25 protein-coding genes, 1 tRNA gene and 2 pseudogenes are annotated in these 26708 nt (G+C 68.7%); 20 read left to right on the forward strand and 8 right to left on the reverse strand.

Annotation, left to right across the window (positions count from 1 at the left end):
- Positions 1-16: 16 nt before the first annotated feature.
- The 7 genes from ACQ859_RS08820 (at position 17) to ACQ859_RS08850 (ending at position 7050) form a co-directional block, all read left to right on the forward strand.
- Entirely contained in the window at positions 17-946 is a 930-nt protein-coding gene (locus tag ACQ859_RS08820; RefSeq protein ID WP_431265467.1) for a branched-chain amino acid ABC transporter permease, read from the forward strand.
- 11 nt (positions 947-957) lie between these two features.
- On the forward strand, positions 958-2022 hold the full coding sequence (locus tag ACQ859_RS08825) for a branched-chain amino acid ABC transporter permease (RefSeq protein WP_431265468.1): 1065 nt from the start codon (positions 958-960) through the stop codon (positions 2020-2022).
- Positions 2023-2107: 85 nt separating this feature from the next.
- The gene (locus ACQ859_RS08830) at positions 2108-3427 is read left to right on the forward strand and encodes an ABC transporter substrate-binding protein (RefSeq protein WP_431265469.1); all 1320 of its coding nucleotides are present in this window, start codon (positions 2108-2110) and stop codon (positions 3425-3427) included.
- A gap of 55 nt (positions 3428-3482) precedes the next feature.
- Positions 3483-4334 (forward strand): ABC transporter ATP-binding protein, encoded by an 852-nt coding sequence (locus tag ACQ859_RS08835; RefSeq protein WP_431265470.1) that lies wholly within the window; start codon positions 3483-3485, stop codon positions 4332-4334.
- A 51-nt stretch (positions 4335-4385) separates the two neighbouring features.
- Entirely contained in the window at positions 4386-4676 is a 291-nt protein-coding gene (locus ACQ859_RS08840; protein WP_331618143.1) for a hypothetical protein, read from the forward strand.
- Positions 4676-5968: a phenylacetate--CoA ligase family protein gene (locus tag ACQ859_RS08845; protein WP_431265471.1), complete on the forward strand. Its 1293-nt coding sequence runs from the start codon at positions 4676-4678 to the stop codon at positions 5966-5968. Before ACQ859_RS08840 ends, ACQ859_RS08845 begins: the two co-directional genes overlap by 1 nt.
- 116 nt (positions 5969-6084) lie before the next feature.
- Positions 6085-7050 carry a tripartite tricarboxylate transporter substrate-binding protein gene (locus ACQ859_RS08850; protein WP_431265472.1) on the forward strand — a complete coding sequence of 322 codons (966 nt, stop codon included), beginning with the start codon at positions 6085-6087 and terminating at the stop codon, positions 7048-7050.
- A gap of 117 nt (positions 7051-7167) precedes the next feature.
- Here ACQ859_RS08850 and ACQ859_RS08855 read toward each other — a convergent pair whose 3' ends face one another.
- From ACQ859_RS08855 to ACQ859_RS08865, 3 genes and pseudogenes are all read right to left on the reverse strand, one after another.
- Positions 7168-7551: a VOC family protein gene (locus ACQ859_RS08855; RefSeq protein WP_431265473.1), complete on the reverse strand. Its 384-nt coding sequence runs from the start codon at positions 7549-7551 to the stop codon at positions 7168-7170.
- A gap of 45 nt (positions 7552-7596) precedes the next feature.
- On the reverse strand, positions 7597-8034 hold the full coding sequence (gene dtd / locus ACQ859_RS08860) for a D-aminoacyl-tRNA deacylase (protein ID WP_431266497.1): 438 nt from the start codon (positions 8032-8034) through the stop codon (positions 7597-7599).
- Between the two features lie 175 nt (positions 8035-8209).
- Positions 8210-8983: pseudogene (locus ACQ859_RS08865) on the reverse strand (cation diffusion facilitator family transporter); the annotation flags it as partial.
- A 95-nt stretch (positions 8984-9078) separates the two neighbouring features.
- On the opposite strand from ACQ859_RS08865, the gene argB reads away from it, so the two are divergent.
- The 12 genes from argB (at position 9079) to tatC (ending at position 16574) form a co-directional block, all read left to right on the forward strand.
- Positions 9079-9993 (forward strand): acetylglutamate kinase, encoded by a 915-nt coding sequence (gene argB, locus ACQ859_RS08870; protein ID WP_431258873.1) that lies wholly within the window; start codon positions 9079-9081, stop codon positions 9991-9993.
- Between the two features lie 279 nt (positions 9994-10272).
- Positions 10273-10962, forward strand: coding sequence for a response regulator (locus ACQ859_RS08875; protein WP_067276757.1), 690 nt, complete (start codon positions 10273-10275; stop codon positions 10960-10962).
- Between the two features lie 92 nt (positions 10963-11054).
- Positions 11055-11693, forward strand: a complete 639-nt coding sequence (gene slmA, locus ACQ859_RS08880; RefSeq protein WP_067276753.1) for a nucleoid occlusion factor SlmA — start codon at positions 11055-11057, stop codon at positions 11691-11693.
- A 56-nt stretch (positions 11694-11749) separates the two neighbouring features.
- The gene (locus ACQ859_RS08885) at positions 11750-12688 is read left to right on the forward strand and encodes an ATP-binding protein (protein ID WP_431265474.1); all 939 of its coding nucleotides are present in this window, start codon (positions 11750-11752) and stop codon (positions 12686-12688) included.
- Between the two features lie 7 nt (positions 12689-12695).
- Positions 12696-13181, forward strand: coding sequence for an NUDIX domain-containing protein (locus tag ACQ859_RS08890; protein ID WP_431266498.1), 486 nt, complete (start codon positions 12696-12698; stop codon positions 13179-13181).
- 58 nt (positions 13182-13239) lie between these two features.
- Positions 13240-13632, forward strand: coding sequence for a phosphoribosyl-AMP cyclohydrolase (hisI, locus tag ACQ859_RS08895; RefSeq protein ID WP_431265475.1), 393 nt, complete (start codon positions 13240-13242; stop codon positions 13630-13632).
- 83 nt (positions 13633-13715) lie between these two features.
- On the forward strand, positions 13716-14090 hold the full coding sequence (locus tag ACQ859_RS08900; protein WP_431266499.1) for a phosphoribosyl-ATP diphosphatase: 375 nt from the start codon (positions 13716-13718) through the stop codon (positions 14088-14090).
- 10 nt (positions 14091-14100) lie between these two features.
- Positions 14101-14502 (forward strand): DUF4870 family protein, encoded by a 402-nt coding sequence (locus ACQ859_RS08905; protein WP_431265476.1) that lies wholly within the window; start codon positions 14101-14103, stop codon positions 14500-14502.
- A gap of 33 nt (positions 14503-14535) precedes the next feature.
- Complete coding sequence (locus tag ACQ859_RS08910) at positions 14536-14883, forward strand: histidine triad nucleotide-binding protein (RefSeq protein ID WP_431258869.1); 348 nt, start codon at positions 14536-14538, stop codon at positions 14881-14883.
- Positions 14884-15055: 172 nt separating this feature from the next.
- Positions 15056-15286 carry a Sec-independent protein translocase subunit TatA gene (gene tatA, locus ACQ859_RS08915; protein ID WP_431048334.1) on the forward strand — a complete coding sequence of 77 codons (231 nt, stop codon included), beginning with the start codon at positions 15056-15058 and terminating at the stop codon, positions 15284-15286.
- An 11-nt stretch (positions 15287-15297) separates the two neighbouring features.
- On the forward strand, positions 15298-15783 hold the full coding sequence (gene tatB / locus ACQ859_RS08920) for a Sec-independent protein translocase protein TatB (RefSeq protein WP_431265477.1): 486 nt from the start codon (positions 15298-15300) through the stop codon (positions 15781-15783).
- Entirely contained in the window at positions 15780-16574 is a 795-nt protein-coding gene (gene tatC / locus ACQ859_RS08925; RefSeq protein WP_431258867.1) for a twin-arginine translocase subunit TatC, read from the forward strand. Before tatB ends, tatC begins: the two co-directional genes overlap by 4 nt.
- Positions 16575-16863: 289 nt before the next feature.
- Here tatC and ACQ859_RS08930 read toward each other — a convergent pair whose 3' ends face one another.
- Positions 16864-18309 (reverse strand): S41 family peptidase, encoded by a 1446-nt coding sequence (locus ACQ859_RS08930; protein WP_431265478.1) that lies wholly within the window; start codon positions 18307-18309, stop codon positions 16864-16866.
- Between the two features lie 335 nt (positions 18310-18644).
- Between ACQ859_RS08930 and ACQ859_RS08935 the strand changes: the two genes are divergently transcribed.
- Entirely contained in the window at positions 18645-18986 is a 342-nt protein-coding gene (locus ACQ859_RS08935; protein ID WP_431265479.1) for a cupin domain-containing protein, read from the forward strand.
- A 43-nt stretch (positions 18987-19029) separates the two neighbouring features.
- Here the strand turns inward: ACQ859_RS08935 and ACQ859_RS08940 are convergent.
- From ACQ859_RS08940 to ACQ859_RS08955, 4 genes and pseudogenes are all read right to left on the reverse strand, one after another.
- Positions 19030-19104, reverse strand: a tRNA-Arg gene (locus tag ACQ859_RS08940).
- 78 nt (positions 19105-19182) lie between these two features.
- Entirely contained in the window at positions 19183-23493 is a 4311-nt protein-coding gene (locus tag ACQ859_RS08945) for a translocation/assembly module TamB domain-containing protein (RefSeq protein ID WP_431265480.1), read from the reverse strand.
- A gap of 4 nt (positions 23494-23497) precedes the next feature.
- Positions 23498-25431 (reverse strand): annotated as a pseudogene (locus ACQ859_RS08950) (autotransporter assembly complex protein TamA).
- Positions 25428-26621 carry a vWA domain-containing protein gene (locus ACQ859_RS08955; RefSeq protein WP_431265481.1) on the reverse strand — a complete coding sequence of 398 codons (1194 nt, stop codon included), beginning with the start codon at positions 26619-26621 and terminating at the stop codon, positions 25428-25430. The pseudogene ACQ859_RS08950 and the gene ACQ859_RS08955 overlap by 4 nt, the downstream one beginning before the upstream one ends.
- Positions 26622-26708 lie beyond the last annotated feature (87 nt).

Genomic DNA, 26708 nt, shown 5'->3' on the forward strand with positions numbered 1-26708 from the left:
GGACAAGGACAACATCATGGGCTTCTTCCTCGAAACCGTCTTCGGCGGGCTGATGGCCGGCATGCTGTACGCGCTCGTCGCGCTGGGCTTCGTGCTGATCTTCAAGGCCTCCGGGGTCTTCAATTTCTCTCAGGGTGCGATGGTGCTGTTCGCGGCGCTGGCGATGGCGCGCTTCGCCGAATGGTTCCCGCAGTGGCTCGGCTTCGAGAGCCTGCTGCTGGCCAACGTGCTGGCGCTGATCGCGGCCGCGGCCTGCATGGTCGTCGTCGCGTGGCTGGTCGAGCGTCTGGCGCTGCGCGGCCTCGTCAACCAGCCGGCGATCACGCTGCTGATGGCGACGCTGGGCATCAGCTATTTCCTGGACGGCGCCGGGCAACTGATCTTCGGCAGCTCGACCTACAAGATCGACGTGGGCCTGCCGAAGGATCCGCTGTTCGTGCTCGAGGACAGCTTCCCCGGCGGCCTGCTGCTCAACAAGGAAGACCTGTACTCGGCCGTGATCGCCGCGGCGCTGGTCGGCCTGCTGTCGCTGTTCTTCCAGAAGACCCGCACCGGCCGCGCGTTGCGCGCGGTCGCCGACGACCACCAGGCCGCGCAGTCCATCGGCATCCCGCTGTCGCGCATCTGGGTGATCGTCTGGTCCGTCGGCGGACTGGTCGCGCTGGTGGCCGGGATCATCTGGGGCAGCAAGCTGGGCGTGCAGTACTCGATCTCGCTCGTCGCGCTGAAGGCCTTCCCGGTCGTCATCCTCGGCGGCCTGACCTCGGTGCCGGGTGCGATCGTCGGCGGACTGATCATCGGCGTCGGCGAGAAGCTGTCCGAGATCTACCTCGGCCCCGCCGTCGGCGGCGGCATCGAGAACTGGTTCGCCTACGTGCTCGCGCTGGGCTTCCTGCTGGTGCGGCCGCAGGGCCTCTTCGGCGACAAGATCATCGACCGCGTGTAAGGGGGACGACCGTGTTCTATCGTGAAAACGGCCAGTTCAAGGCCTCCTACCGCGCGGACCTGGCGCTGTTCCCGGTCGCGCAGGATCGCCGGGCGGTGCTCGCGCTCGCGCTGATCGCCTTCGTCGCGGTGCCCTGGCTGGCCAGCGACTACACCTTCCGCGCGGTGCTGATCCCGTTCCTCGTGCTGTCACTGGCGGCCCTCGGCCTGAACGTGCTCGTGGGCTACTGCGGGCAGATCTCGCTGGGCACCGGCGCCTTCATGGCCGTCGGCGCCTATGCGGCCTTCAACCTGCAGGTGCGCATCGAGGGCATGCCGCTGCTGCTGTCGCTGATCGGCGGCGGCCTGGCCGCGACGGTCTGCGGCGTGGTGTTCGGGCTGCCCAGCCTGCGCATCCGTGGGCTCTACCTCGCGGTCGCCACGCTGGCGGCGCAGTTCTTCATCGACTGGTTCGTCAACCGCATGCCGTGGGTGACGAACCACTCGTCGTCGGGCTCGGTGAGCGTCGGCACGCTGCAGCTCTTCGGCCTGCCGCTGGAGACGCCGGCGCAGCGCTACCTGCTGTGCCTGTCGCTGGTGGTCGTGTGCGGCATCCTGACCAAGAACCTGGTGCGCGGGGCCATCGGCCGCGAGTGGATGGCGATGCGCGACATGGACGTCGCCGCCGCCGTCATCGGCATCCGGCCGGTGCACGCGAAGCTGACAGCCTTCGCGGTCAGCAGCTTCATCGTCGGCGTGGCCGGCGCGCTGTGGGGCTTCGTCCACCTGGGCGCGTGGGAGCCGGCGGCCTTCGGCATCGACAAGTCCTTCCAGCTGCTGTTCATGATCATCATCGGCGGGCTGGGTTCCATCGTCGGCAGCTTCTTCGGCGCCGCGTTCATCGTGCTGCTGCCGCTGCTGCTCAACCACGTGCCGCACTGGCTGGGCCTGCCGCTGTCGACCGCGACGGCCTCGCACCTCGAGCACATGATCTTCGGCGCGCTGATCGTGTTCTTCCTCATCGTCGAGCCGCATGGCCTGGCCCGGCTCTGGTCCACGGCGCGCCAGAAGCTGCGCCTGTGGCCGTTCCCGCACTGATCGCCGGTCGATCGGGCATCGACCTTCGATTGAATCCACGAGATTTCAAACCGCACCGCAGAGTGCACCATCAGGAGACGACACCATGAGCTTGAAGACCCTGGCGCGTGGCGCGCTGTCCGTCGCCGCACTGGCGGGCGCGTTGCTGCCCGTCGCCGTGCGCGCGCAAGCCGCCGCCGAACAGTTCATCCCGCTGCTCGTGTATCGCACCGGCCAGTTCGCGCCGCTGGGCATGCCCTGGGCGGACGGCAAGCAGGACTACCTGAAGCTGGTGAACGCGCGCGACGGCGGCGTGAACGGCGTCAAGCTGGCCTTCGAGGAATGCGAGACCGCGTACGACGCCGCCAAGGGCGTCGAGTGCTACGAGCGTCTGAAGGGCAAGGGCGGCGGCGCGTCGGGCTTCGACACGCAGTCGACCGGCATCACCTTCGCGGTCACGGACAAGGCCTTCGTCGACAAGGTGGTCGTCGAGACGCCGGGATACGGCCTGTCGCAGTCGGCCGACGGCACCGTCTTCGAATGGAATTTCCCGCTGCTGGGTACCTACTGGACCGCCGCCGACGTGATGCTGCAGGACATCGCGAAGAAGGAGAAGGGCTCGCTCAAGGGCAAGAAGATCGCGCTGGTCTATCACGACAGCCCCTACGGCAAGGAGCCGATCCCGCTGATCCAGAAGCGCGCCGCGGCCGAAGGCTTCGAGGTCGTGCTGTATCCGGTCACGCCGCCCGGGGTCGAGCAGAAGTCGACCTGGCTGCAGATCCGCCAGCAGCGGCCCGACTACGTGCTGTTCTGGTCCGCCGGCGTGATGACGCCGGCCGGCATCCGCGAGGCGCAGGCCAGCGGCTACCCGCGCGAGAAGATCTACGCGATCTGGTGGGCAGGCTCGGACCACGACGTCAAGGACATCGGCGCCGGCGCCAAGGGCTACAACGCGATCACGCTGCACAACAGCGCCGCGAAGGACAAGGTCCATGACGAGCTGAAGAAGTTCGTCTACGACAAGGGGCAGGGCACCGGCCCGGCCACCGGCATCGGCGCGCTGGCGCACACGCGCGGGATGATGATCTCGATGCTGCAGGTCGAGGCGATCCGCACCGCGCAGGAGAAGTACGGCAAGGGCAAGGTCATGACGCCCGAGCAGGTGCGCTGGGGCTTCGAGAACCTGAACCTGACCGCCGACCGGCTCAAGGCGCTGGGCTTCGGCGAGGTGATGCGCCCGGTGCAGACCAGCTGCGCCAACCACATGGGCAACGACTGGGCGCGCATCGTCCAGTGGGACGGCGCGAAGTGGAACATCGCGTCCGACTGGTACACCTCGGACAAGACCCACATCGATCCGCTGGTCAAGGAGTACGCCGCCAAGTACGCCAAGGACAAGAACCTGAAGCCGCGCAGCTGCGGCTGAACGCCGTCCGACACCTGTCCGACACCCGCGTGAACCCCGCCTGAGCACGACCGCCATGCAAGCCACTTCCGTTCCTTCCATCGCCGTGCCGTCCGCCGCGGCGGCGCCCGCGCTGCTCGACGTCAACGGCATCGAGGTCATCTACCACCACGTGATCCTCGTGCTCAAGGGCGTCTCGCTGCGCGTGCCCGAAGGGGCGGTGGTGGCCTTGCTCGGCGGCAACGGCGCCGGCAAGACCACGACGCTGCGCGCGGTCTCCAACCTGCTGGCGGGCGAACGCGGCGAGGTCACCAAGGGCTCGATCGAGCTGCGCGGCGAGCGCATCGAGCGGCTCACGCCGGCGGATCTCGTGCACCGCGGCGTGGTGCAGGTGATGGAGGGGCGGCACTGCTTCGCGCACCTGACGATCGAGGAGAACCTGCTGACCGGCGCCTACACCCGCACCGACGGCAAGGCGGCGGTCGCGCAGACGTTGGAGAAGGTCTACGCCTACTTTCCGCGGCTGAAGACGCGGCGGACCTCGCAGGCCGCCTACACCTCGGGCGGCGAGCAGCAGATGTGCGCGATCGGCCGGGCGCTGATGGCCGATCCGAAGATGGTGCTGCTGGACGAGCCCTCGATGGGCCTGGCGCCGCAGATCGTCGAGGAGGTCTTCGAGATCGTGCGCGACCTCAACCAGAAGGAGCGCACGACCTTCCTGCTGGCCGAGCAGAACACCAACATGGCGCTGCGTTATGCCGACTACGGCTACATCCTCGAGAACGGCCGCGTCGTCATGGACGGCGAAGCCCAGGCGCTGCGCGACAACGAGGACGTGCGCGAGTTCTACCTCGGCATGGGCGGCACCGACCGCAAGAGCTTCCGCGACGTGAAGAGCTACAAGCGCCGCAAGCGCTGGCTCGCTTGAGCGAGCCCGCCGAGGCATCGCCGCATTGAAGGATTGATGGGAGAGCAGTTCATGGACAACGACTTCTTCGCGCCCCCGCCGTTCAAGGCCGAGGAGGCGCTGGTGCAGTTGAAGCGCGCATTGCGCGACCTGCGCGCGCTGACCGAGCGCGGCACCGGCTGGAGCTTCGAGAACCAGGAGGTGCTCCAGCTCGCCGCCGCCGAGGGCCAGATCACCGCGAAGCTGGCGAAGAAGCCGGCGCGCAGCCCCGACTGGGAGACACGCGTGTGCCGCAACGCGGCCGACGTGCGCAAGCTGCAGGATGACCTCAAGCGTCGTCTGGCGCAGTGGGCGGAGGAGTGATGGGCGCCGCCGATCGCGATTTCTACGACGCGCTGGAGACGCGCGACCCGGCAGCGCGCGAAGCCGCGCTGCTGGCGGCGTTGCCGCATCAGGTGGCCAACGCGCGGCAGAACACCGAGGCCTTCGGCGAACTGCTGGCCGACGTGGAGCCGGACTTGGTCCGCACGCGCGACGCGCTGGCGCGGCTGCCGGTGACGCGCAAGTCGGAACTGCTGGCGCGCCAGCAGGCGGTGCGCGCGGACACGGGGCGCGTGCCGTTCGAGCCTTTCGGCGGCTTCTCGACGATCGGCTGGCGCGGCCTCAAGCGCGACGGCGGCGCGCGTCGCGTGTTCCAGTCGCCGGGTTCGATCTACGAGCCCGAAGGGCACGGGCGCGACTACTGGCGCGTCGGCCGCGCGCTGCATGCGGCGGGCCTGCGTGCGGGCGACCTGGTCCACAACTCGTTCAGCTATCACCTGACGCCGGCCGGCGCCATGATGGAAGGCGGCGCGGAGGCGCTCGGCTGCACGGTGTTCGCCGGCGGCGTGGGCAACACCGAGCTGCAGCTGCAGGCGATGGCCGAGCTGCGGCCGCAGGCCTATGTCGGCACGCCGAGCTTCCTGAAGATCCTGCTGGACAAGGCGGCGGAGCAGGGTCAGCCCTTGTCCGTGCGCAAGGCGCTGGTCAGCGGCGAGGCCTTCCCCGCCGCGCTGCGCGACTGGTGCGGCGAACGCGGCATCGCCGGCTTCCAGTGCTACGCCACCGCGGACCTGGGGCTGATCGCCTACGAGACCGCCGCGCGGCAGGGACTGGTCGTCGACGAGGGCGTGATCCTCGAGATCGTCCGGCCCGGCACGGGCGATCCGGTGCCCGACGGGGAAGTCGGCGAAGTGGTCGTCACCACGCTCAATCCCGATTACCCGCTGATCCGCTTCGGCACCGGCGACCTGTCGGCGGTGCTCCCTGGCTCCTGCCCGACCGGGCGCACCAACGTCCGCATCAAGGGCTGGATGGGCCGCGCGGACCAGAGCGCCAAGGTGCGCGGCATGTTCGTGCACGCCGGGCAGGTGGCCGAGGTGCTGCGACGCTTCCCGCAGGCGCGGCGCGGACGTCTGGTCGTCGAGGGCGAGATGGCCCAGGACCGGATGACGCTGCACGTCGAGACCGACGGCGATATGCCCGAAAGTCTGGCCGACGGGCTGGCCGTGGCGCTGCGCGACGTGACCAAGCTGCGCGGCGAGGTGGTGTTCGTCGAGCGGGGCGCCCTGCCCAATGACGGAAAAGTCATCGAGGACCTGCGGAAGTTCGATTGAATTCCCGTTTCCTTCCTCGGGGGTATCCCGGCTTACGTAGTTTCCGTAAGTTGCAATGTGGGGCGGCGACCTAGCATCCGCGCCATCACCCACACTTCCAACGAGGAAGAGACACCATGAAGAAGATCTTGCTCGCCTCCGTCGCGGCGCTGAGCGTCGGCGCCGCCTGGGCCGACTATCCGGACAAGCCGGTGACCATCGTCGTCCCGTTCGCCGCCGGCGGCCCGACCGACAAGGTCGCGCGCGACCTGGCCGAGGCGCTGCGCAAGCCGCTGAACGCGACCATCGTGATCGAGAACGTCGGCGGCGCCGGCGGCACGCTGGGCGCCACCAAGGTGTCCAAGGCCTCGCCGGACGGCTACACGCTGCTGCTGCATCACATCGGCATCTCGACCTCGCCGGCCCTGTACCGCAACCTGCAGTACAAGACGCTGGACGACTTCGAGTACCTGGGCCTGATCAACGAAGTGCCGATGACGCTGATCTCGCGTCCCAACCTGCCGGCCGCCAACTACGCCGACCTGGTGAAGTGGCTGGGCGCCAACAAGGGCAAGATCAACCTGGCCAACGCCGGCCTGGGTTCCGCCTCGCACCTGTGCGGCCTGCTGTACATGAGCACGGTCAAGATCGACATGACCACCGTCCCGTACAAGGGCACGGGCCCGGCGATGACCGACCTGATCGGCGGCCAGGTCGACCTGATGTGCGATCAGACGACCAACACCACGACCCAGATCGACGGCGGCAAGGTCAAGGCCTATGCGGTCTCGACCACCAAGCGCCTGGGCGGTTCGCTGGCCAAGCTGCCGACGCTGGACGAGTCCGGCCTGAAGGGCTTCAACGTGACGATCTGGCACGGCATGTACGCGCCCAAGGGCACGCCGAAGGCGGTGCTGGAAAAGATCAACACGGCGCTGAAGACGGCGCTGAAGGATCCCGAGTTCCACAAGCGCGAGGAAGCGCTGGGCGCGGTCATCGTCACCGACAACCGCGTGAACCCGGCCGAGCACAAGAAGTTCGTCGCCGACGAGATCAACAAGTGGACGCCGATCATCAAGGCGGCGGGTCAGTACGCCGACTGATCGACGAAGACCCCCGGAGCGGGGTGACCCGCTTCCCTACAGGCCCGCCTTCGGCGGGCCTTTTCATTGGCGTCTGTTCATCGGCCTGGCCGGAGGGCCGGCCTCAGGCGGCCATCGTCATGCCGGCGACCGGCACACCACGCCCACCTTGTTGCCGTCCAGGTCGCGGAAATAGGCCGCGTAGAAGTTGGGCCCGTAGTTCTCGCGCGGGCCGGGGCGACCGTCATCCTTGCCCCCGCCGCTGATCGCCGCGGAGTACACCGCGTCGACCTGCGCCCGCGTCGACGCGGCCAGCGCGAGCATCGAGCCGTTGCCGACCGTGGCGTCCAGCCCGTTGAAGGGCTGCACCACCCACAGCTGGGTTTCGCCGCCCTCGGGGCCGTAGCCGACCATCTCGTCGTCCGAGTAGCCCGGCTTCAATCCCAGCGGCGCGAGCGCGGCGTCGTAGAAGGCCTTGGCGGCGCGGCGGTCGTTGCTGCCCAGGGTGACGTAACTGATCATGATGTGTTCCTCAAAGCGATCTTCGGTGCCAGGGCCGCATTCTCATCACATCCGGATCGGAATCGTGACGGGCCCGTCATTCACGAGCGCGACCTGCATGTCTGCGCCGAACTCGCCGGTCCCGACGACCGGATGCTGCGATCGCGCGAACGCGACCGCATGGTCGTAGAGCCGGCGGCCGAGCTCGGCCGGCGCCGCGCCGGTGAAGCTCGGCCGGTTGCCGCCCGAGACGTCCGCCGCCAGCGTGAACTGCGAGACGATCAGCAGACCGCCGCCGACGTCCTGCACGCTGCGGTTCATCTTGCCGGCCTCGTCGCTGAAGATGCGCAGCTTCAGGATCTTCTGCAGCAGCTTCTCCGACACTGCCTCGGTGTCCTGCGGTTCGGCGCAGATCAGCAGCAGCAGGCCCGGGCCGATCTGTCCGGTACAGCGGTCGCCGACATCGACCCGGGCTTCCTTCACCCGTTGCAGCAGCGCGATCATGTTTGTCCTTCCTTCGGGGGATGTTGATGGCGACCGACGCGGGGACGGCCTCGGCCGCCTCTTCGCGCGCGGCCTGTTCGGCGAAGCGCGTCTCGACGTTCACCGGCAGCAACTGGATGCTGGCGCGCAAGCCGGGCAGGGCGCGCATCAGCGCCTGCTCGATCTCGCCGCGCAACCTGGCGGCCTCGCCCAGCGTCCAGCGCGCGGGGACGTGCAGATGGAAATCGACATGCCGCTGCTGCCCGGCCACGCGCGTCGCGACGTGATCGAAACGCAGCTCGGGCGACGCGAAGCGCGCCAGCACCTCGGCGATCGTCCGCTGATCCTCGGGATCGAGCGCCATGTCCATCAGTCCGCCGGTGGACTTCCACATCAGGTGCACCGCCTCGCGCAGGATGTTCAGCGCGACCAGGATCGCCAGCAGCGGATCCAGCCAGGTCCAGCCCGTCAGCATCACGCCGATCAGGCCGGCCACGACGCCGACCGAGGTCCAGACGTCGGTGAACAGGTGGCGCGCGTCCGCCTCGAGCGCGATCGAGCGATGCTCGCGCGAGGCCTGCAGCATCTTCCACGCCAGCGCGCCGTTGATGGCCGTGCTGACCAGCGACAGCGCCATGCCGAGGCCGAGTTGCTCCAGCGGCTGCGGCGCGCGCAGCCGCTCGACCGCCGCCCATCCGATGCCCAGCGCCGCGATCAGGATCAGCGCGCCCTCGAAGGCGCTGGAGAAGTACTCCGCCTTGTGGTGGCCGAAGGGGTGGTCCTCGTCGGGCGGCCGCCGCGCGACGGTCACCATCGCCAGTCCGAAGAGCGCCCCGGCGAGGTTCACCCCCGATTCGAGCGCGTCCGATGCCAGGCTCACCGAGCCCGTCCACCACCAGGCGGCCGTCTTCAGGGCGATGGTCAGCACGGCCACGCCGGCGGACAGTTTCAGATATTGCTGCACTTGCATGGCGCCGATTTTGCCGGTCCTAGAATGGCGCCCGATCCATTCCACGTCTCCAACCTCACCTCGTCCCACCCCCTCAGCCTCCTCCGGACAGCACCATGAGCAACACCCCTCCCGTCCACGACGCCGATCTGAGCCACATCCCGCCGCGCGACAAGGCCGAGCTGCTCTCCCAGGCGCTGCCCTACATCCGCAAGTACCACGGCAAGACCATCGTCATCAAGTACGGCGGCAACGCGATGACCGACCCCGCGCTGCAGCAGGACTTCGCCGAGGACGTGGTGCTGCTCAAGCTCGTCGGCCTGAACCCGGTGGTGGTGCACGGCGGCGGCCCGCAGATCGAGGACGCGCTCAACAAGCTCGGCAAGAAGGGCCACTTCATCCAGGGCATGCGCGTCACCGACGAGGAGACGATGAGCGTCGTCGAATGGGTGCTCGCCGGCGAGGTGCAGCAGGACATCGTCGGCCTGATCAACGTCGCCGGCGGCAAGGCCGTGGGCCTGACCGGCCGCGACGGCGGCATGATCCGCGCCAAGAAGCTCAAGCTGATCGACAAGGACGACCCGGCCAAGGAGCACGACGTCGGCTCCGTCGGCGACATCGTCTCCATCGACCCCAGCGTCGTGAAGGCGCTGCAGGACGACCAGTTCATCCCCGTCATCAGCCCGATCGGTTTCGGCGAGAGCAACGAGAGCTACAACATCAACGCCGACGTCGTCGCCGGCAAGCTGGCCGAGGTGCTCAAGGCCGAGAAGCTGGTGATGCTGACCAACACCCCCGGCGTGCTCGACAAGCAGGGCAACCTGCTGACCGACCTGTCCGCGCGCGAGATCGACGAGCTCTTCGCCGACGGCACGCTGTCGGGCGGCATGCTGCCCAAGATCGCCTCCGCCCTGGACGCCGCCCGCAGCGGCGTCAAGGCCGTCCACATCATCGACGGCCGCGTCCCCCACGCGATGCTGCTGGAGATCCTGTCCGAGCAGGCTTACGGCACGATGATCCGTTCCCACTGAACGGCCTGACCCTCCTGCATCGACAGACGGCATCGACACGCGGCATCGGGAGACGATGCGCCGGATCCCCCTGATGGGTGGATCCCCCATCGAGCCCCCTCCGAACGAGGGGGCTCGGTCGTTTCCGGAGGGAGGGCGGGATCGCTGCTTGCCCTTGGCTGACCCGCCGACCATCGGGCTTGGTCGAAGGTCATACCACTGCAAGCTGGGGATTGCCGCTGAAACACGCGACATCCCAGAATGCGCCACGAAACGGCTCCACAGGCCGTGAGGGATTGCATGTCACTTTTCAGCGTCTTGATCGTCGAGGATCAGCTTCGTTTCCGCGAAGCGTTCGCCCATGCCCTTGAGAAAGCGCCGGACATCCGTCTGGTCGGCATGGCCACCGATCTCCAGCAGGGCCGGAAGATGTTCGACCAGACGCGTCCCGACGTGCTGCTGGTCGATCTCGACCTGCCCGGCGGCAGCGGGATCGAACTGATCCGCCACGCGGCCCACGTCGCGCCGGAGTGCGAGGTGATGGTCATCTCCGTCTTCGGCGACGAGCAGCACGTGCTCTCGAGCATCGAAGCCGGCGCGACCGGCTACCTGCTCAAGGACTCGCTGGCGCTGGACCTGCCGGGCCAGCTGCGCTCGCTGCGCGCGGGCGGCAGCCCGATCTCGCCGGTCATCGCGCGCCGGTTGCTGCTGCGCCTGGCGCCGCAGGGCGCGGGCGCGCATCCGCGCGGCTTCGGCGATTCGGCCCCGATGCCGCTGGTGGACGAGCAGGTGGTCGCGCTGTCCGAACAGGAATCGCGCGTGCTGCACCTCGCCGCCAAGGGCTTCACCTTCGACGAGATCGCGCAGTTCATGAACGTGTCCCCGCACACGATCATGACCTACGTGAAACGCACCTACCGCAAGCTGCAGGTGCGCTCCAAGGTCGAGGCGATCTACGAGGCGCGCCGGCTCGGCTGGCTGAGAGACTGAGCGAAGGGGTCGGGGCGGCGTACGCCGTCCGGCATGGGCGTCAAGGCGACGTTCCGGCTGTGACAGAATCGCCGCACACTTCGGCCCCCTCCATGCACCCCAGCTCCTCGGACACCCCGGACTCTGCCGCTGCCAAGCCGGCGGAGCTGCCACGCAAGCGGCTCAAGCCGGGCGAGCGCCGGGTACAGATCCTCCAGACGCTGGCCAGCATGCTGGAGCAGCCCGGCGCGGAACGCGTGACCACGGCCGCGCTCGCGGCGCGGCTGGAGGTCAGCGAAGCAGCGCTCTACCGCCACTTCGCCAGCAAGGCCCAGATGTTCGAGGGCCTGATCGAATTCATCGAGACCAGCATCTTCTCGCTGCTCAACCAGATCGCCGAACGCGAGACGGACGGGCTGGCGCAGGCGCAGCGCATCGTCGCGGTGCTGCTGCAGTTCGGCGAACGCAACCCGGGCATGGCCCGCGTGATGGTCGGTGACGCGCTGGTCTACGAGAACGAGCGCCTGGTCGCGCGCATGAACCAGTTCTTCGACAAGGTCGAGTCGGCGCTGCGGCAGGGACTGCGCACCGCCGCGGAGGCCTCGGGCTCGACCACGCCGACCGTCGAGGCGCAGGCGCAGGCCTCGGTGCTGGTGAGCTTCATCATCGGCCGGCTGCAGCGCTACGCGCGCTCCGGTTTCAAGCGCCTGCCGACCGAACAGTTGGATGCCGCGATGCGAATGCTCGCCTGAGCTTTCGCGATGCCAACCGCCCGGAACGCCCCGGGCCGCGACCTACACTCGGCGTCATGTCCGACGCCCTTGATGCCCTGCTGCGGCGCGCCGACGCGCTGTTGAACCGCCTGGAGGCCGTGCTGCCCCAGCCCCTGACGCCGCCCGACTGGGACGCGGCCGTGGCCTTCCGCTACCGCAAGCGCGGTGCGAGCGCCCGGCTGGAGCCGGTGAAGCACCTGTCCGCGATCCGGCTGGCCGACCTCAAGGAGGTCGAGCCGCAGAAGGACCGGCTGTTGCGCAACACGCGCCAGTTCGTGCAGGGGCAACCCGCCAACAACGTGCTGCTGACCGGCGCGCGCGGCACCGGCAAGAGCTCGCTGATCAAGGCCTGCCTCAATGAATTCGCCGGGCAGGGCCTGCGCCTGATCGAGGTCGACAAGGGCGACCTGGTCGATTTGCCGGACCTGGCCGACCTGGTCGCCGACCGGCCCGAGCGCTTCGTGATCTTCTGCGACGACCTCAGCTTCGACGAAGGCGAGGCCGGCTACAAGGCGCTGAAGTCGATGCTGGACGGCTCCGTCGCCGCGGCCACCGACAACCTGCTGATCTACGCGACCAGCAACCGCCGCCACCTGCTGCCCGAACAGATGAAGGACAACCTGGCTTCCACCTACTCGGAGCGCGACGGCAACGTCGAGGTGCATCCGGGCGAGGCGGTGGAGGAGAAGATCTCGCTGTCCGAACGTTTCGGCCTGTGGATCAGTTTCTACAGCTTCAGCCAGCAGGAGTACCTGGCGATCGTCGCGCAATGGCTGACGCATTTCGGCCTGGACGCCGCCCGCATCGAGGCTGCGCGCCAGGAGGCGCTGGTCTGGGCGCTGGAGCGTGGATCGCGCTCGGGGCGCGTCGCCTACCAGTTCGCCCGCGATCTGGCGGGGCGCGGCGGCGCCGCGGAAGGGACCTCCGCGCCGGCCCGGGACGGCGATGTGCCGGAAGGCCTCGACCATGTCTGACCAACCCATGACTGAAAACAACGAATCCGCGAACCCGCACAGCCCCTCCGCCGCGAGCGATCGCGTGCCGGTGGACGTGGCCGTCGGCGTGCTGGTGCGCCGCGAGCCGAATGGCCGCGAGACCGAGTTCCTGCTGACCTCGCGTCCCGAGGGCAAGGTCTACGCCGGCTACTGGGAGTTCCCCGGCGGCAAGCTCGAGGCCGGCGAGACGGTGGAGCAGGCGCTGCGCCGCGAGCTGCACGAGGAGCTCGGCATCACCATCGGTGCCGCGCAGCCCTGGAAGATCGAGTTGATGGAGTATCCGCACGCCAAGGTGCGCCTGCACTTCTGCAAGGTGTACGAGTGGCACGGCGAGTTCGAGATGCGCGAAGGCCAGTCGATGAGCTGGCAGCACCTGCCGGTGCAGGTGCAGCCGGTGCTGCCGGGCACGATCCCGGTGCTGCAGTGGTTCGCCGCCGAGCGCTTCCACGTCGGGGCGACCCATGTCGTCTGAAGGCACGACCGACGGTGTGACCGATGCCGCCGCAGCGACCGCGGACTACACTGCCGCGATGGACTGGCTGGATCAGATCAAGTGGGACCGTGACGGGCTGGTGCCCGTCATCGCCCAGGAGCAGGGCTCGAACGACATCCTGATGTTCGCGTGGATGAATCGCGAGGCGCTGCGCCGCACCGCCGAGGTCGGCGAGGCGGTCTACTGGAGCCGCTCGCGACAGCGGCTGTGGCACAAGGGCGAGGAGTCCGGCCATGTGCAGCAGGTCCACGGCATCCGGCTGGACTGCGACAACGACGTCGTGCTGCTGAGCGTCACGCAGCACGGCCACGAGCCCGGCATCGCCTGCCACACCGGCCGCCACAGCTGCTTCTTCCAGAAGCTGGAGAAGGGGCAGTGGACGGCGGTCGAGCCGGTCCTCAAGGACCCGGCCAGCATCTACAAGGCTTGAGCGACATGGCCACTTCTCCCACGCCTGATTCACTGGACTCGGTCTTCCCGCCCGACAGCCCGTCGCCTGCGGTGACGGCCCCGCTGACTGATCCGGCTACGGCGCCGCTGAACGGCACGGACGTCCTGGCGCACCTGGGCGACGTCGTCGCCCAGCGCCGCGCCGAGGGCGATCCCGACAAGAGCTACGTCGCCAAGCTGTTCGCCAAGGGCCTGGACCAGATCCTGAAGAAGGTCGGCGAGGAAGCGACCGAGGTCGTGCTCGCGGCCAAGGACGGCGCGCCGGACAAGGTGGTCTACGAGGTCGCCGACCTGTGGTTCCATTCGATCGTCGCGCTGGCCGCCTTCGACCTGCGACCCGAGCAGGTGCTGGCCGAGCTGGCCCGCCGCGAAGGCCTGTCCGGCCTCGAGGAATTCGCCCGCCGAAGCCCCGCCCCCGCTTCACAAGAGGCCGCATGAAGGAGACCGCATGACCCAGACGTTCGAACCGCAGTCGCCCGACGTTGTGCTCGATCCCGAGCGCGAAGCCAGCCTGCGCACCATCGGCATCATCAGCTACGCGCTGCACGCGGTCGTCGCGATCGGCGCGCTGCTGCCCGGCGTGCAGGCCAGCATCGTGCTGCTGATCGTCGCGGTGATCGTCGACCTGGTGAAGCGCGACGAGGCCGCCGGCACCTGGCAGGCCACGCACTTCTCCTGGCGGCTGCGCAGCGTGCTGTGGTGCGGCATCCTGTACGTGATCACGATCCCGCTGTGGTTCCTGCTGGTCGTTCCCGGCTGGATCGCCTGGTGCCTGATCTCGATCTGGTTCCTCTACCGCATCGTGCGCGGCTGGCTGGCCATGAACGACCGCCGGCCCATGCCGCTCTGACCCTGTCCTGACCGCATCCCACCGTCTCCGACCATGAGCCACGACCCCCACTGCCTGTTCTGCAAGATCGTCCAGGGCCAGATCCCCGCGAAGAAGGTCTACGAGGACGACGACGTGATCGGCTTCCACGACATCCACCCGTGGGCGCCGGTGCACTTCCTGCTGATCCCCAAGCAGCACATCGCCAGCATGGCCGAGCTGCAACCTGAACACGCGCCGCTGCTGGGCAAGATGTCGGTGCTGGTGCCGAAGCTGATGAAGGAACTCGGCGTCACGAATGGTTTCCGGACCGTGATCAACACCGGGTCGGATGGCGGCCAGGAGGTGTTCCACCTCCACATGCATGCCGTCGGCGGCCCGCGTCCCTGGTTGAAAGGCTGAGCGCCAGCCTCATTTAACGAGCGCCGCTGCGCCGGTTTTCCGCTGCTGGTGTTCGCTCAGCGGGTAGCGACAGGTCCATAAGCCGCTGATGCGGTCATGGACGGGCATTGATCGCCGACATGCCTGTCATGCGCGCACCGTAGAATTTCGGCTTCCGACTCTGGAGATTGTCATGGGTGGTTTGAGTATTTGGCACTGGCTGATCGTGCTGGTCGTCGTGATCGCCGTCTTCGGCACCAAGAAGCTGCGCAACGTCGGCGGCGACCTGGGTGCTGCCGTCAAGGGCTTCAAGGACGGCATGAAGGACGGCACCTCGTCCGACGCGCCGCCGCAGCAGGTGGCCAACGCCAACAAGGCGGCTGATCCGAACACCGTCGACGTCGACGCCAAGACGCGCAACTGAGCGCGGCCCGCATGGTCGATTTCGGCTTTGACAAGCTGGTGCTGATCGGCGCCGTGGCGCTGGTCGTGCTCGGCCCTGAGCGCCTGCCGCGCGTCGCCCGCACCGTGGGCACGCTGTTGGGCAAGGCGCAGCGTTACGTGTCCGATGTGAAGGCGGAAGTGAACCGGTCCATCGAACTGGAGGAACTCCAGAAGATGAAGGGCCAGTTCCAGACGGCCGTCAACGACGTGCAGTCCAGCGTGCAGGAGCAGATGGACGCCGCGAACCAGTCGCTGCAGTCCACCTGGTCCGACCTGTCCGTGGACGGCACGAACGCGGACGGCACGATCGGCGGCTACGGCAGCCCGGTGCCGGTCTACGAGCGTCCCAAGAAGAACTGGCGTCTCAAGCGGGGCGCCACGCCGGTCTGGTTCAAGCAGCAGCAGGGCGTGCGTCGCCACGCCCAATCCGGCGCGGCCCGCGTGGCGCGCTTCCGTCCTTCCCGCCGAGCCCCATGAGCAGCCCCCAAGAAGACGAACTGGCCGGCACCGAACAGCCCTTTGTGTCCCACCTGATGGAGCTGCGCGACCGGTTGATCCGGGCGTTGCTCGCGGTCGCCGTCGCGTTCGGGGTGTTGTGCGCGTGGCCCGGTCCCGGCGGTCTCTTCGACCTGCTGGCGGTGCCGCTGGTGTCGCACCTGCCGCAGGGCAGCTCCATGATCGCGACGAACGTGCTCTCGCCGTTCCTCGTGCCCTTGAAGATCACGCTGCTGGCGGCCTTCCTGGTGGCCTTGCCGGTGGTGCTGTACCAGGTCTGGGCCTTCGTGGCGCCGGGCCTCTACTCGCACGAGAAGCGGCTGGTGATGCCGCTGGTGGTGTCGAGCACGCTGCTGTTCTTCGCGGGGGTGGCGTTCTGCTACTTCTTCGTGTTCGGCAAGGTCTTCACCTTCATCCAGAGCTTCGCCCCCAAGAGCATCACGGCGGCGCCGGACATCGAGGCCTACCTCGGCTTCGTGATGAACATGTTCATCGCCTTCGGGGCGGCCTTCGAGGTGCCGGTGGTGGTGGTGGTCCTGGCGCGCATGGGTCTGGTCACGGTCCCGCAGCTCAAGCAGTTCCGCGGCTACTTCATCGTGCTGGCCTTCGTCATCGCGGCGGTCATCACGCCGCCGGACATCGTCTCGCAGCTCGCGCTCGCGATCCCGATGTGCCTGCTCTACGAAGTGGGCCTCTGGGCCGCCAATGCCTTCGCGAGATACTCGAAGGCCCCGGACGCCGAAGCGGAAGAAAGCAACGGCACCACCGGCTGACGCCGCAGTGCCCCAGGCAAACGCCCGATCACGATCGGGCGTTTTTCATTGAAGCACCAGAAGACTCCCCCGCAGTCCTCCGCCCCAAGCCGTTGAAGTCTGCTGATGGGGGTGGGGCCGGAATGCTTCTGGGGGTTCCCGGAGGGATGCCCCCTGATGCGTGGAGAGCCCGCGCTTGGCCCAGCGAAGTTGGGCGGTCTCAGCCCAGCGCTTCAGCACCCACCAAGCAAAACGCCCGATGCAAGCATCGGGCGTTTGTCTTTGCGGAACCGGCTTTCGCCGGCTTCGATCATTCCGTCTTCGCTTCGGCCTTGCGTTCCTGCGCGACCTTCGACACCGCGACCGGCTTGCCTTGCAGCTGGTTCAGCGCCTGACGCAGCGGGAAGTCTTCGGCGCTGCCGAACTCGGGCAGCGGCTTCGGCGCTTCGGCGCGCTTGGCGTAGTCGGCTTCCAGCTTCTGGCGGCGTTCCTCGCGGATCTTCTCCAGTTCCTTGGAGCGCGTCTCTTCCGTCTTCTCGTCCGAGCCGTGGAGATGCTTCTCGAGGTCGGCCTCGCGCATGCGCAGCTCGGCGAACACGTTGCCTTCGGCGGTCTCGTCCAGCGGGATGTCCGGCACGATGCCCTTGGCCTGGATGGAGCGGCCGCTCGGCGTGTAGTAGCGGGCGGTGGTCAGCTTGACCGCCGTGTCCGGGCCCAGCTGACGCACGGTCTGCACCGAGCCCTTGCCGAAGGTCTGCAGACCCATCACGGTCGCACGCTTGTGATCCTGCAGCGCGCCGGCGACGATCTCGCTGGCCGAGGCGGAACCCTCGTTCACCAGCACCACCATCGGCACGTTCTTGATCGCGTCGGGCAGGCGGCGCAGCGGGTCACCGGAGCCGCGGCGGGCATAGAAGTCCGGATCGGCGCGGTAGCTGGCCTTCGATTCGGCGAGCTGGCCGTTGGTCGACACGACCTCGACGCCCTTGGGCAGGAAGGCCGCGGAGATCGCCACCGCGCCCTCGAGCAGGCCGCCCGGGTCGTTGCGCAGGTCCAGCACGACGCCCTTGATCTTCGGGTCCTGCTTGTAGAGCTCGGCCAGCTTCTGGGTGAAGTCCTCGACGGTGCGGTCCTGGAACTGGCTCACGCGGACCCAGGCGTAGCCCGGCTCGACCAGCTTGGCGCGCACGCTCTGCACGCGGATTTCCTCGCGGCTGATCGTGACGGGGAAGGTGCGGCTTTCCGACTTGCGGTAGATCGACAGCGTGACCTTGGTGGCCGGCTCGCCGCGCATCTTCTTGACCGCCTGGTCGAGCGTCAGGCCGCGGACCGCGGTCTCGTCGATCTTGCTGATCAGGTCGCCGCTCTTGAGGCCGGCGCGGAAGGCGGGGCTGCCTTCGATCGGCGAGACGATCTTGACCAGGCCGTCTTCCATGCCGATCTCGATGCCGACGCCGACGAACTTGCCGGAGGTGCTTTCGCGGAATTCCTTGAAGCTCTTCTTGTCGAAGAACTGGGAGTGGGGGTCCAGGCCGCTGACCATGCCGGAGATGGCATCGTTGATCAGCTTTTTCTCGTCGACGGATTCGACGTAGTCGGATTTCACGATCCCGAAGACGGCGGCGAGCTGCTGCAGTTCCTCGAGCGGAAGGGGGCTGGTGGTGCTGCGGGCATTGGCCTGCAGCTGCATCGTCGTCATGACACCGGCCATCGCACCCAATGCGACCCAGCCCGCGACTTTCAGTTTGGCGCCCATGATGAAAAACCTTGAATCAGTACAGCCTGGCTGCTTGGCGCCGCATGGTCCGTCCCCGTTGCGCGGGACGGAACAAAGGCGTTCCCAGTATATGTGTCCGGCAAAAACCCGGCCCGGCATCAACCGCCGGTTTACCCCGCATTTACGCGTATCGCGCGCATCTTGCGCGCATTCCGGGTGTGCCGTGGCAACGGCTGGTGACCGGGGAATGACTTCCGGCAGGGTGTGGCCGGACCAGGGGTGCGATCGGGCACGGTCGGTGCCATGATCGATGCAACGCCAGCCGCGGCACGACCTTGTCGTGCCGCAGTCGCCCGCCCACCAGGAGGAGTTCCATGGCCTTGCCGCATGCCGCCCCCGCCCAGCCCGTCGACGTCGCGCCGCTGGGTGCCGCGTTGACCACGACGCCTTCTTCCGCGCTGTTCAAGTCGGAAGGCCTGGAAGTGATGCGCATCGTCCTGCCCAAGGGCAAGTCGCTGCCGCCGCACAAGGTCGACGGCGAGATCACGCTGCACTGCCTGGAAGGCGAACTCGAGCTGAGCGTCCAGCGCGACGGCGCGGAGCAGCGCCAGGCGTTGCGCGCCGGGCAGCTGTGTTATCTCGAAGGGGGCGTGGTGCACGCGGTGACCGGCGTCGTGGACGCGTCGGCGCTGGTGACGATCGTGCTGAAGCGATGAGCACTGAACAGCGCCGGGAGGCGCCGGAACCAACGCGAAGCGTTGGTCCCTCCGACAGGAATCGAACCTGTATTTGCCGCTTAGGAGGCGGCCGTTCTATCCATTGAACTACGGAGAGCCCGCGTGAACCGGCCCGGGTGGGCCCTGTCCGCGAAAGCGGCGGATTCTCGCATGGAAGAAAGCGCGGCTGCCGCCGCTACTCCCACTTCCACTGCCAGATCACGTCCAGGCCCTGCTGGTACTCGTTGGCCTGCGCCCGCAGCGTGAAGCGCTGGGCGAGCTTGTAGATCACCTGCCACGACCCGGTGGTCGCATTCAGGCCGCGCTCGTAGGCGACGAACACGTTGCGGCTGACCTGCTTGCCCAGGCGCACCACGGTGCCGCGCGCATCGTCGCCCTCGCCGCTGAACGAGAGCTCGTCCAGTCCGATGTTGTGGATCAGCTTGTCGCTGGCGCTCTCGCCGTCGCCGCTGATCAGCGCCATCGCGGCGCGCTGCATCAGCGCGGTGTCGCTGCGGCCCAGGTTGTCCGGCGCGCGCCCCAGCACCAGCCACGACAGCTTGCTGGTCTCGCTCAGGTCGGGCTCGGAATAGAGCTTGATCCGCGGGCTGCTGGCCGTGCCGGTGACCGTCACGCCGACGCGCACGGTCTCGTTCTCCATGTCGGGCCGGATCGCGAGCACGTCCAGCCGCGGGTTGTCCAACGGTCCGACGAAGCTGAAGATGCCGCGCTCCACGACCAGCTTCTGGCCGTAGGCGTTGAAGGTGCCGCCCTCGCTGCGGACCTCGCCGGTCATCTGCGGCCGCGGCTGGCCGTCCTGCGCCAGATGCAGCAGGCCGCGCAGCTTCGTGTCGATGCCGTAGCCCTTGAGCTGCAGGCGCCGGCCGAGGTCCAGGTCCAGATCGAGCTTGAGCCGCATCGGCTTGCCGCTGCCGTCGACGGCCTTGGGCGGCGCGTTCTGGCGCACGACCTGCACGTCGCTGTCGAGCTGCGGCGCGTCGCCGCGCGAGAAGTCGAACAGGCCCTCGACGACGACGAACTGCCCCTTCAGGTCCAGCAGCTGCGCGCTGGCCTTGAGCTGCGCGGCGCCGGTCGCGACGACGCGCCGGTCCACCCGTTGCAGCAGCGCGAAGGTGTCCGCCTTCAGCGACAGCTCCGCGCTCGGCTGCGCGCCGAAGCGCAGGGTGCCGTCCATGTTGACCGTGCCGTTGCCGGCGCGCGCGGTGAACTTCTCGAGCTTGGCCTCGCGCCCGCTCATCGTCAGCGCGAGTTCGCCCTGCTGCATGTCCACGCCCATCAGCGGGTTGCGCAGCGACAGCTTCTGCGCGCCGGCCTGGCCGCGGACCTCCGGCGCGCCCAGCGTGCCGCCGAAGTTCAGCGTCGCCGCGAGGCTGCCGCCCAGGCGCCAGCCGGCCGGCAGCCACGGGCCCCAGTTGCCCATGTTGTCGACCTTGGCCTCGATGCCGCCCTCGAGCTTGGCGCCCGGCGTCGGCAGCGCGTGCGCATTGGCGGTGCGGAAGGTCACCGCGCCGCCGATGGCGCCCATGTTCTCGCCGGCCACGCCCTGCACCAGGTGCCACACGCCCTGGTCCGCGAGCACGCCCAGGCGCAGGTCGGTGAGCGCGAGCCGCTGGGTGCTGACTTCGTCGGTGACGGTCAGGTCGCCCTTGGTGCGCTCGATCATCGCGTCCACGGTCAGGCCGCGCGCGTCGCGCCGCGACTTGAACCGGCCTTCGATCTGCAGGTCGCCGCCCCAGCCGAAGTCGGGCTGCAGCTTGTTCAGCACCGGCGCGGCGGCCAGCGGCTCCATCACGGCCTGCACGTCCCACTCGCCGGAGGGCAGGTGCGGCTGGTTGGAGCTCTGCCACATCATCCGGTCCCAGCGCAGGCCGGCGCCGAGCAGTTCCATCCGTCCCGGCGCCAGCGTCGCCTGACGTGGATCAAGCCCCGGATCCAAGCGCAGCGCGAGGGCCAGCGGTCCGGCCTTCAGCAGCGGCGTGGGCTGCTGGCTGGCCTCCAGCGCGAGCGTCAACCCGCGCGCCTGCCAAACGCCACCCTGGCGCCAGGCCTGCAGCGGGTCGGCTTCGAGGGTGCCGTCCAGCGCGAGCCGGGCACGTGCCCCCTGAGGATCCAGCGGCACCGTCTGCGCCAGGGCGGAACCGTTCGCGCTCGCGGCCTGCGCCCGCGCGACGACCTTCGTCGGCGTCGGCTGCGTGAGCACCGGCGGCAGCGGCACCTGGCCCTGCGTCGTCAGCGTCAGGCGGTGCTGCGCCCAACTGCCGGAGAGCTCCAGCTGCAGTTCGTCGAGCCGCATGCTCTGCTGCGGCAGCCGCAGGGTGCGCAGCTGCGTGGTCCACGCGAGCTTGGCGTCCTTGAGGCTGGACAGCGTCCATTGGCCCGAGGCGCTGTCGAGCTGCAGCGCCGGCCGGCTCCCGGAGTTGGCCGGCAGGCCCGGCACGCCGGAGAGCCCGAAGCCCTGCACCTGCCATTTGCCGTCGCTGCCGTACTGCGCCTGGCGCGCGCCCGGCTGGACCAGCACGACGGTCGCCTGCGCCTGCGCGCTGCCGACGATCGTCGCCTGCGGGAACTGCGCCCGCAGCATCGGCTGCAGGCTGGCGAGCTTGGGGGCATTCACGTTGATCGACAGGTCGACCTGCTCGCGACGGGCCGCGGCGTTGATGCGGCTGCGCGCCTGCAGCGTCGCGTCGGCCAGGCGCAGGTCGGCCAGCAGGTCCGGCGCCGCGGTGCCGTTACGGCTGTACCGGACCTGTCCGCTGAGGGGCAGGCCTTGCCATTGGCTGGGTTGCAGATCGAGTTCGGCCTTGCCCTGCGGCCACAGGCTGCCGCGCACCGACTGCAGCGCGGCCTTCAGTCGGCCGTTGAGCGCCTGGGGCGCGGCGCCGTCGGGCAACGGGGCCGGGCTGAGGCGGCGCGGATCCAGGCCCTGCACCGAGGCTTCCACGCGTGTCTTCCAGCCCGACGCGAAGTCGAGCGCCTCGTTCAGCGTGAATTCGCCCTCGGCGTTCAGCGTGGCGGGGCCCGAGCGCGCCTGAAGGCGTTGCAGGTCGATCGACTGGGTGCGCAGTTCCGCGGCCAGCGTCACCGCCAGCGGCGCCTGCAGCTTGCCTTGGCCGAGTTGTCCGGTGAGATCGCCTTCGACCTGCAGCGACTGGTCCGCGGAGGCCTTCACGAGGTTGGCCTTCGTGCTGAGCTTGAGCTCGCCGCGCGCCTGGACCACGGGCCAGCGCGCGTCGATCTGGCGGCTGTCCAGACCTGTCAGCCGGAGCGTCAGCACGCTGCCGTCGGCCTGGCTGGTCTGGCCCACCGCCTGCAGCCGGCCGCCGCCGGCCACCAGCGCATCCAGCCGCGGCAGGCGCAGCCGGGTCCAGTTCGAGGGATCCAGCAGCAGGTCCAGCTGCAGTTGACGCAGCGGCAGTCGATCCCGGTCGAGGCGGCCGGCGGCGCTGTTGTCCAGGTCGGCCTTGACGCTGAGCGACTTGTCCGCGTTCGGCGTCATCGTGACCTTGCCGCTGAGACCGGTGTGCGGCACGCCGTCGGTGCCGGGCAGCAGCGCGGCGAGGTCCAGGTCCTTCGCCTGCGTCTCCAGCTGCGCGACGGGGAAGGGCGCGAACGCCTGCAGGCGCGCCTGTACCTGCAGCCGCTGCTTCGCCGCTTCGAGCGAGCCCTTCAACGTCAGGTCCGCGATCGGGCCGTCGAGCTGGAACGGCGCCGTCCACGGCAGGTCGCCAGAGGGCTGGCTCAGCGTCCAGCGGCTGGCGAGCTTCAGGTCGTCCTGTGTCGCGATCCGCGCTTCGCCGGCGAGGGTCAGCTGTTGCCAGCCCAGCGACTTGACGGTGATCGCGTGCTGCTTGCCGCCTTCCGTGCCCAGCGACGCGCTGCCGCGGAGGCCGTGCAGCGGCTGCGTCAGTCCGGGGGCGAACACCTCGCCGATCTCCAGATCGGCGATCGTGATCGCGACCGGCGACAGCAGGCTGAGCGGCGGCTTGGCCGGCTCGGCCGAGGCGCTGGGCGCGACCTGCACCCGCAGGCGCGCGATCGCGAGCCGGTCCGCCCGGACCTCGCCCCACAGCAGCGGCGAACGGTTCCAGACCAGGCGCACGTTCCGCCATTGCAGCTGTTCGAGGACGATGCGGTCCTCGGTGCCGGGCAGGACGAGCTCGGCACGGTCGACGTCGAAATCGCCCAGCAGCCGGCCGCGCGCGTTCTGCAGCGACAGGCCCGGCACCTTGGCCAGCACGTAGGCGGTGCCGCCTTCGGTCTTCAGCGCCCAGGTCAGCGCGAGCACGACCAGGCCGATCAGCACCGGCACCGCGAGCAGCACCCACAGCAGGCCTCGGCCGCGACGACGACGACGGCGCGGCGCGGGGTCTGAGGCTGCCGATCCTGCGGCGGCGGGGCCGGAGGGCGGCACGGGTGGCACGGGCGCGCCGGCAGGCGCGGCGTCCGCAGACGCTGGCGAAGGGAGATCGTCGCGCGGGTCGCTCATCGGATTACAGGTTGATGCCGACGCTGAAATGCAGGCGCCACTTGTCGACCAGGTTGCCCTTGGCGAAGTCGAAGCGCAGCACGCCGACCGGGCTGCGGTAGCGCAGGCCGGTGCCGTAGGCCCAGGCGGGGTGGTAGTCGCCCCAGTTCTGCGCGGCCTGGCCGGCGTCGATGAACACGGCGCCCATCAGCTGCGGGATGCGCGGGGTGAGCGGATGCGAGACCTCGACGCTGCCGTTGAGCATCACGCGCCCCCGGTCTGCGCGCCGGTCGAGTTCACAGGCCCCAGGTCGTTGTAGCCGTAGCCGCGCACGCTGTCGTCGCCGCCGGTGCGGAAGCGCAGCGCCTCGGGCAGGCCGAGCTTGCCCTTCGCGAGGATCTGACCACCCTCGAGCCGTGTCGAGAACAGCCAGCGCCCCGACAGCGGCGAGTACCAGTAGATCTTGCCCGTCGCCCGCGCGAACGGGCCGTTCTTCTCCGCCGAGCTGTCGGCCCAGCCGCCGCCGACCGTGGCCGTGGCACTCCAGCCCTTGGTCGGTAGCACGCGGGAGTCCAGCCGCCGCCACGTCATCTGCTGGTTCAGCGAGACCGCGCCGGCCACCGTCGTCGGGAGGTCGGGCTTGTGTTCCCAGGCGCGGATCACCTCGACATAGGTCAGCCGGTCCTCGGGCTCGGTCTCCTTCGCATAACCGAAGCGCGTGCTGAGGTTGAGGTTGACCTGGTCGTTGTCGTCGATGCGCTCGACCTTCACCAGCGCCAGGCTGCGCTGCATGTTGGGCTGCGGGTGCGAGCTGATTTCCGTGTCCAGCGCCTGGCGCACGCGCGACAGCTCGAGCTTGCTGCGCTCGCGGATGTTCAGGCCGAACGGCTTGCGGTGCGTGTATTCGATGCTGGTGCTCGGACCGTCGACGGTCCGGTAACCGACACCGAGCACCACCTGCTGGCGCGCGGCCTCGCGGATCTTCACCGTCACCGGCACCTCGACCGTCTCGGCGCCGGGCGGCGGGGTGACGCTCTCGGGCTGGATCTCGACGCTGGCGCTGTCGAACAGCTGCGTGCCCACCAGGCGTTCCTGGAAGTCGAGCAGCAGCTTCTCGTTGTAGGGCTGGTGCAGCTGGTAGCCGGCCAGCCGGCGCACGCTTTCCTCGGGCTGGTGGTTCAGGCCCTCGACGGTCAGCTCGCCGAGCGTGAACAGCGGCCCGCTCTCCAGCGTGACGGCGATGTCGACCTGGTTGTCGTCGGCCTGCACGACGGCCTCGCTGTGCGTCATCCGGGCCAGCGGATACCCCTGCGCCCGCGCCCGCGTCAGCAGCGCGTTCTTGGCGGCGGCCCAGTCGCCCTGGCTGAAGCCGGTCTGCGGCGGCAGCAGCCAGCTCTGCGTCAGCGTGCGGTCGAGCGCGGTCGCGAGCTTGTCGCCGCGCTCGGCGGCAGTCTTCAACGGCCCTTCCACACGCAGGTCCATCTGCCGGACCAGCGCGCGCGGGCCGGTATCGACGATCAGGCGCAGGTTGCGCACCCCGTCGGACAGGTCGCCCACTTCCTCGGTGCGGACCTTGGCGTTGAAGTAGCCGGCGGTCTCTAGCAGCTTGGTCGCCTGCTCGGGGGCGACGGCGGCGAGCCGGCGCAACTCGCCGGCGGTCAGGCGCATGTCCTCCGGGGTGTCGCGGAAGCGTGCCAGGTCCAGGTGTTCCATCAGCAGCGAGCGCAGCTCGGGCGGCGCCTCGATGGTCAGCTCGTAGGCCGAGATCTTGCGCGTGCTGGTCACGTACGGGTTGTTCGCGTCGGCCTCTTCGGTCGCGGCCACCTTCACCTGCGCCTTGCGATCGGTGGGCAGCAGCGAGCAGCCGCCCAGCAGCGCCAGCGCCGCGCCGATCGTGAAGATCGGCAGCGCGCGCCGCAGCCATCGAGTCACCGGGAACGTCGGGGTCGTCGCCGTCATCGATTGAGCACGCGCATCGCCTGTTCGAGGCCGCCCATGGTGAGCGGCATCATGCGTTGCTGCATCAACTGCTGGATCAGCGAGATGCTCTGGCGGTACTGCCAGACCCCGGCCGGTTCGGGATTGATCCAGACGTGCTTGTTGAAATGGGCGGTGAGCCGCTGCAGCCATTCGGCGCCGGCTTCCTCGTTGTTGTACTCGACGCTGCCGCCGGGCTGGAGGATCTCGTAGGGGCTCATCGTGGCGTCGCCGACGAAGATCAGCTTGTAGTCCCGGTTGTACTTGTGGATCAGGTCCCAGGTCGAGGTCTTCTCGGCGAAGCGGCGACGGTTGTTCTTCCACACGAAGTCGTAGACGCAGTTGTGGAAGTAGAAGAACTCCAGGTGCTTGAACTCGCTCTTGACCGCGGAGAACAGTTCCTCGACGCGGTGCACGTGTTCGTCCATCGTGCCGCCGACGTCCATCAGCAGCAGCAGCTTCACCTTGTTGTGGCGCTCCGGGATCATCCGGATGTCGAGCATGCCGGCGTTGGCGGCCGTCTTGTGGATGGTGTCGTCGAGGTCGAGTTCCAGTTCCGAACCCTCGCGCGCGAAGCGCCGCAACCGGCGCAGCGCCACCTTGATGTTGCGCGTGCCCAGCTCGATGTTGTCGTCGTAGTCCTTGTACGCGCGCTGGTCCCAGACCTTGACCGCGCTGCGCTGGCCGCCGGGGCCGCCGATGCGCACGCCGCGCGGGTTCGCCCCGCCATTGCCGAAGGGACTGGTGCCGCCGGTGCCGATCCAGCGGCTGCCGCCCTCATGGCGTTCCTGCTGTTCCTCGAGCCGCTGGCGCAGCGTGTCCATCAGTTCGTCCCAGTCCAGCGCCTTCAGCTGCGCCAACTGCTCGGGCGTCAGTTCGCGTTCGAGCTGCTTCGTCAGCCAGTCCTGGGGGAGCGCCTTGAACAGGTCGCCCATCAGCTCGACGCCCTTGAAGTAGGCGGCGAACGCGCGGTCGAACTTGTCGAACAGCGCCTCGTCCTTGACCAGCGAGGTGCGGGCGAGCGCGTAGAACTTGTCCACCGTCGGGCCGCTGCCGCCGATGTCGGTGTCGTCGAGCACGCCGGCCTTCATCGCTTCGAGCAGGGTCAGGTACTCCTTGACGGAGACCGGCAGCTTGGCGGCGCGCAGCGTGTAGAAGAACTGGATCAGCATGGGCCTCCCCTAGACTCCGGGGCATCAGGGCATTATCCATGCCGGCCGGCGGGTCGCAGGCGTAGCATCGGCGACAAACACGGCGCT

The organism is Roseateles chitinivorans (genome assembly GCF_050632235.1).
GTDB classification, from domain to species: domain Bacteria; phylum Pseudomonadota; class Gammaproteobacteria; order Burkholderiales; family Burkholderiaceae_C; genus Roseateles; species Roseateles chitinivorans_A.

What these genes read in the sequence shown, in the direction of transcription:
- ACQ859_RS08820 (WP_431265467.1), top strand. Translation starts at nt 17, where the DNA reads ATGGGCTTCTTCCTCGAAACCGTCTTCGGCGGGCTGATGGCCGGCATG.
- ACQ859_RS08840 (WP_331618143.1), top strand. Translation starts at nt 4,386, where the DNA reads ATGGACAACGACTTCTTCGCGCCCCCGCCGTTCAAGGCCGAGGAGGCG.
- tatA (WP_431048334.1), top strand. Translation starts at nt 15,056, where the DNA reads ATGGGTGGTTTGAGTATTTGGCACTGGCTGATCGTGCTGGTCGTCGTG.
- argB (WP_431258873.1), top strand. Translation starts at nt 9,079, where the DNA reads ATGAGCAACACCCCTCCCGTCCACGACGCCGATCTGAGCCACATCCCG.
- ACQ859_RS08885 (WP_431265474.1), top strand. Translation starts at nt 11,750, where the DNA reads ATGTCCGACGCCCTTGATGCCCTGCTGCGGCGCGCCGACGCGCTGTTG.
- slmA (WP_067276753.1), top strand. Translation starts at nt 11,055, where the DNA reads ATGCACCCCAGCTCCTCGGACACCCCGGACTCTGCCGCTGCCAAGCCG.
- ACQ859_RS08835 (WP_431265470.1), top strand. Translation starts at nt 3,483, where the DNA reads ATGCAAGCCACTTCCGTTCCTTCCATCGCCGTGCCGTCCGCCGCGGCG.
- ACQ859_RS08850 (WP_431265472.1), top strand. Translation starts at nt 6,085, where the DNA reads ATGAAGAAGATCTTGCTCGCCTCCGTCGCGGCGCTGAGCGTCGGCGCC.
- ACQ859_RS08905 (WP_431265476.1), top strand. Translation starts at nt 14,101, where the DNA reads ATGACCCAGACGTTCGAACCGCAGTCGCCCGACGTTGTGCTCGATCCC.
- tatB (WP_431265477.1), top strand. Translation starts at nt 15,298, where the DNA reads ATGGTCGATTTCGGCTTTGACAAGCTGGTGCTGATCGGCGCCGTGGCG.
- ACQ859_RS08935 (WP_431265479.1), top strand. Translation starts at nt 18,645, where the DNA reads ATGGCCTTGCCGCATGCCGCCCCCGCCCAGCCCGTCGACGTCGCGCCG.
- ACQ859_RS08845 (WP_431265471.1), top strand. Translation starts at nt 4,676, where the DNA reads ATGGGCGCCGCCGATCGCGATTTCTACGACGCGCTGGAGACGCGCGAC.
- ACQ859_RS08955 (WP_431265481.1), bottom strand. Translation starts at nt 26,621, where the DNA reads ATGCTGATCCAGTTCTTCTACACGCTGCGCGCCGCCAAGCTGCCGGTC.
- ACQ859_RS08830 (WP_431265469.1), top strand. Translation starts at nt 2,108, where the DNA reads ATGAGCTTGAAGACCCTGGCGCGTGGCGCGCTGTCCGTCGCCGCACTG.
- tatC (WP_431258867.1), top strand. Translation starts at nt 15,780, where the DNA reads ATGAGCAGCCCCCAAGAAGACGAACTGGCCGGCACCGAACAGCCCTTT.
- ACQ859_RS08910 (WP_431258869.1), top strand. Translation starts at nt 14,536, where the DNA reads ATGAGCCACGACCCCCACTGCCTGTTCTGCAAGATCGTCCAGGGCCAG.
- ACQ859_RS08890 (WP_431266498.1), top strand. Translation starts at nt 12,696, where the DNA reads ATGACTGAAAACAACGAATCCGCGAACCCGCACAGCCCCTCCGCCGCG.
- ACQ859_RS08945 (WP_431265480.1), bottom strand. Translation starts at nt 23,493, where the DNA reads ATGAGCGACCCGCGCGACGATCTCCCTTCGCCAGCGTCTGCGGACGCC.
- ACQ859_RS08855 (WP_431265473.1), bottom strand. Translation starts at nt 7,551, where the DNA reads ATGATCAGTTACGTCACCCTGGGCAGCAACGACCGCCGCGCCGCCAAG.
- ACQ859_RS08875 (WP_067276757.1), top strand. Translation starts at nt 10,273, where the DNA reads ATGTCACTTTTCAGCGTCTTGATCGTCGAGGATCAGCTTCGTTTCCGC.
- dtd (WP_431266497.1), bottom strand. Translation starts at nt 8,034, where the DNA reads ATGATCGCGCTGCTGCAACGGGTGAAGGAAGCCCGGGTCGATGTCGGC.
- hisI (WP_431265475.1), top strand. Translation starts at nt 13,240, where the DNA reads ATGGACTGGCTGGATCAGATCAAGTGGGACCGTGACGGGCTGGTGCCC.
- ACQ859_RS08930 (WP_431265478.1), bottom strand. Translation starts at nt 18,309, where the DNA reads ATGGGCGCCAAACTGAAAGTCGCGGGCTGGGTCGCATTGGGTGCGATG.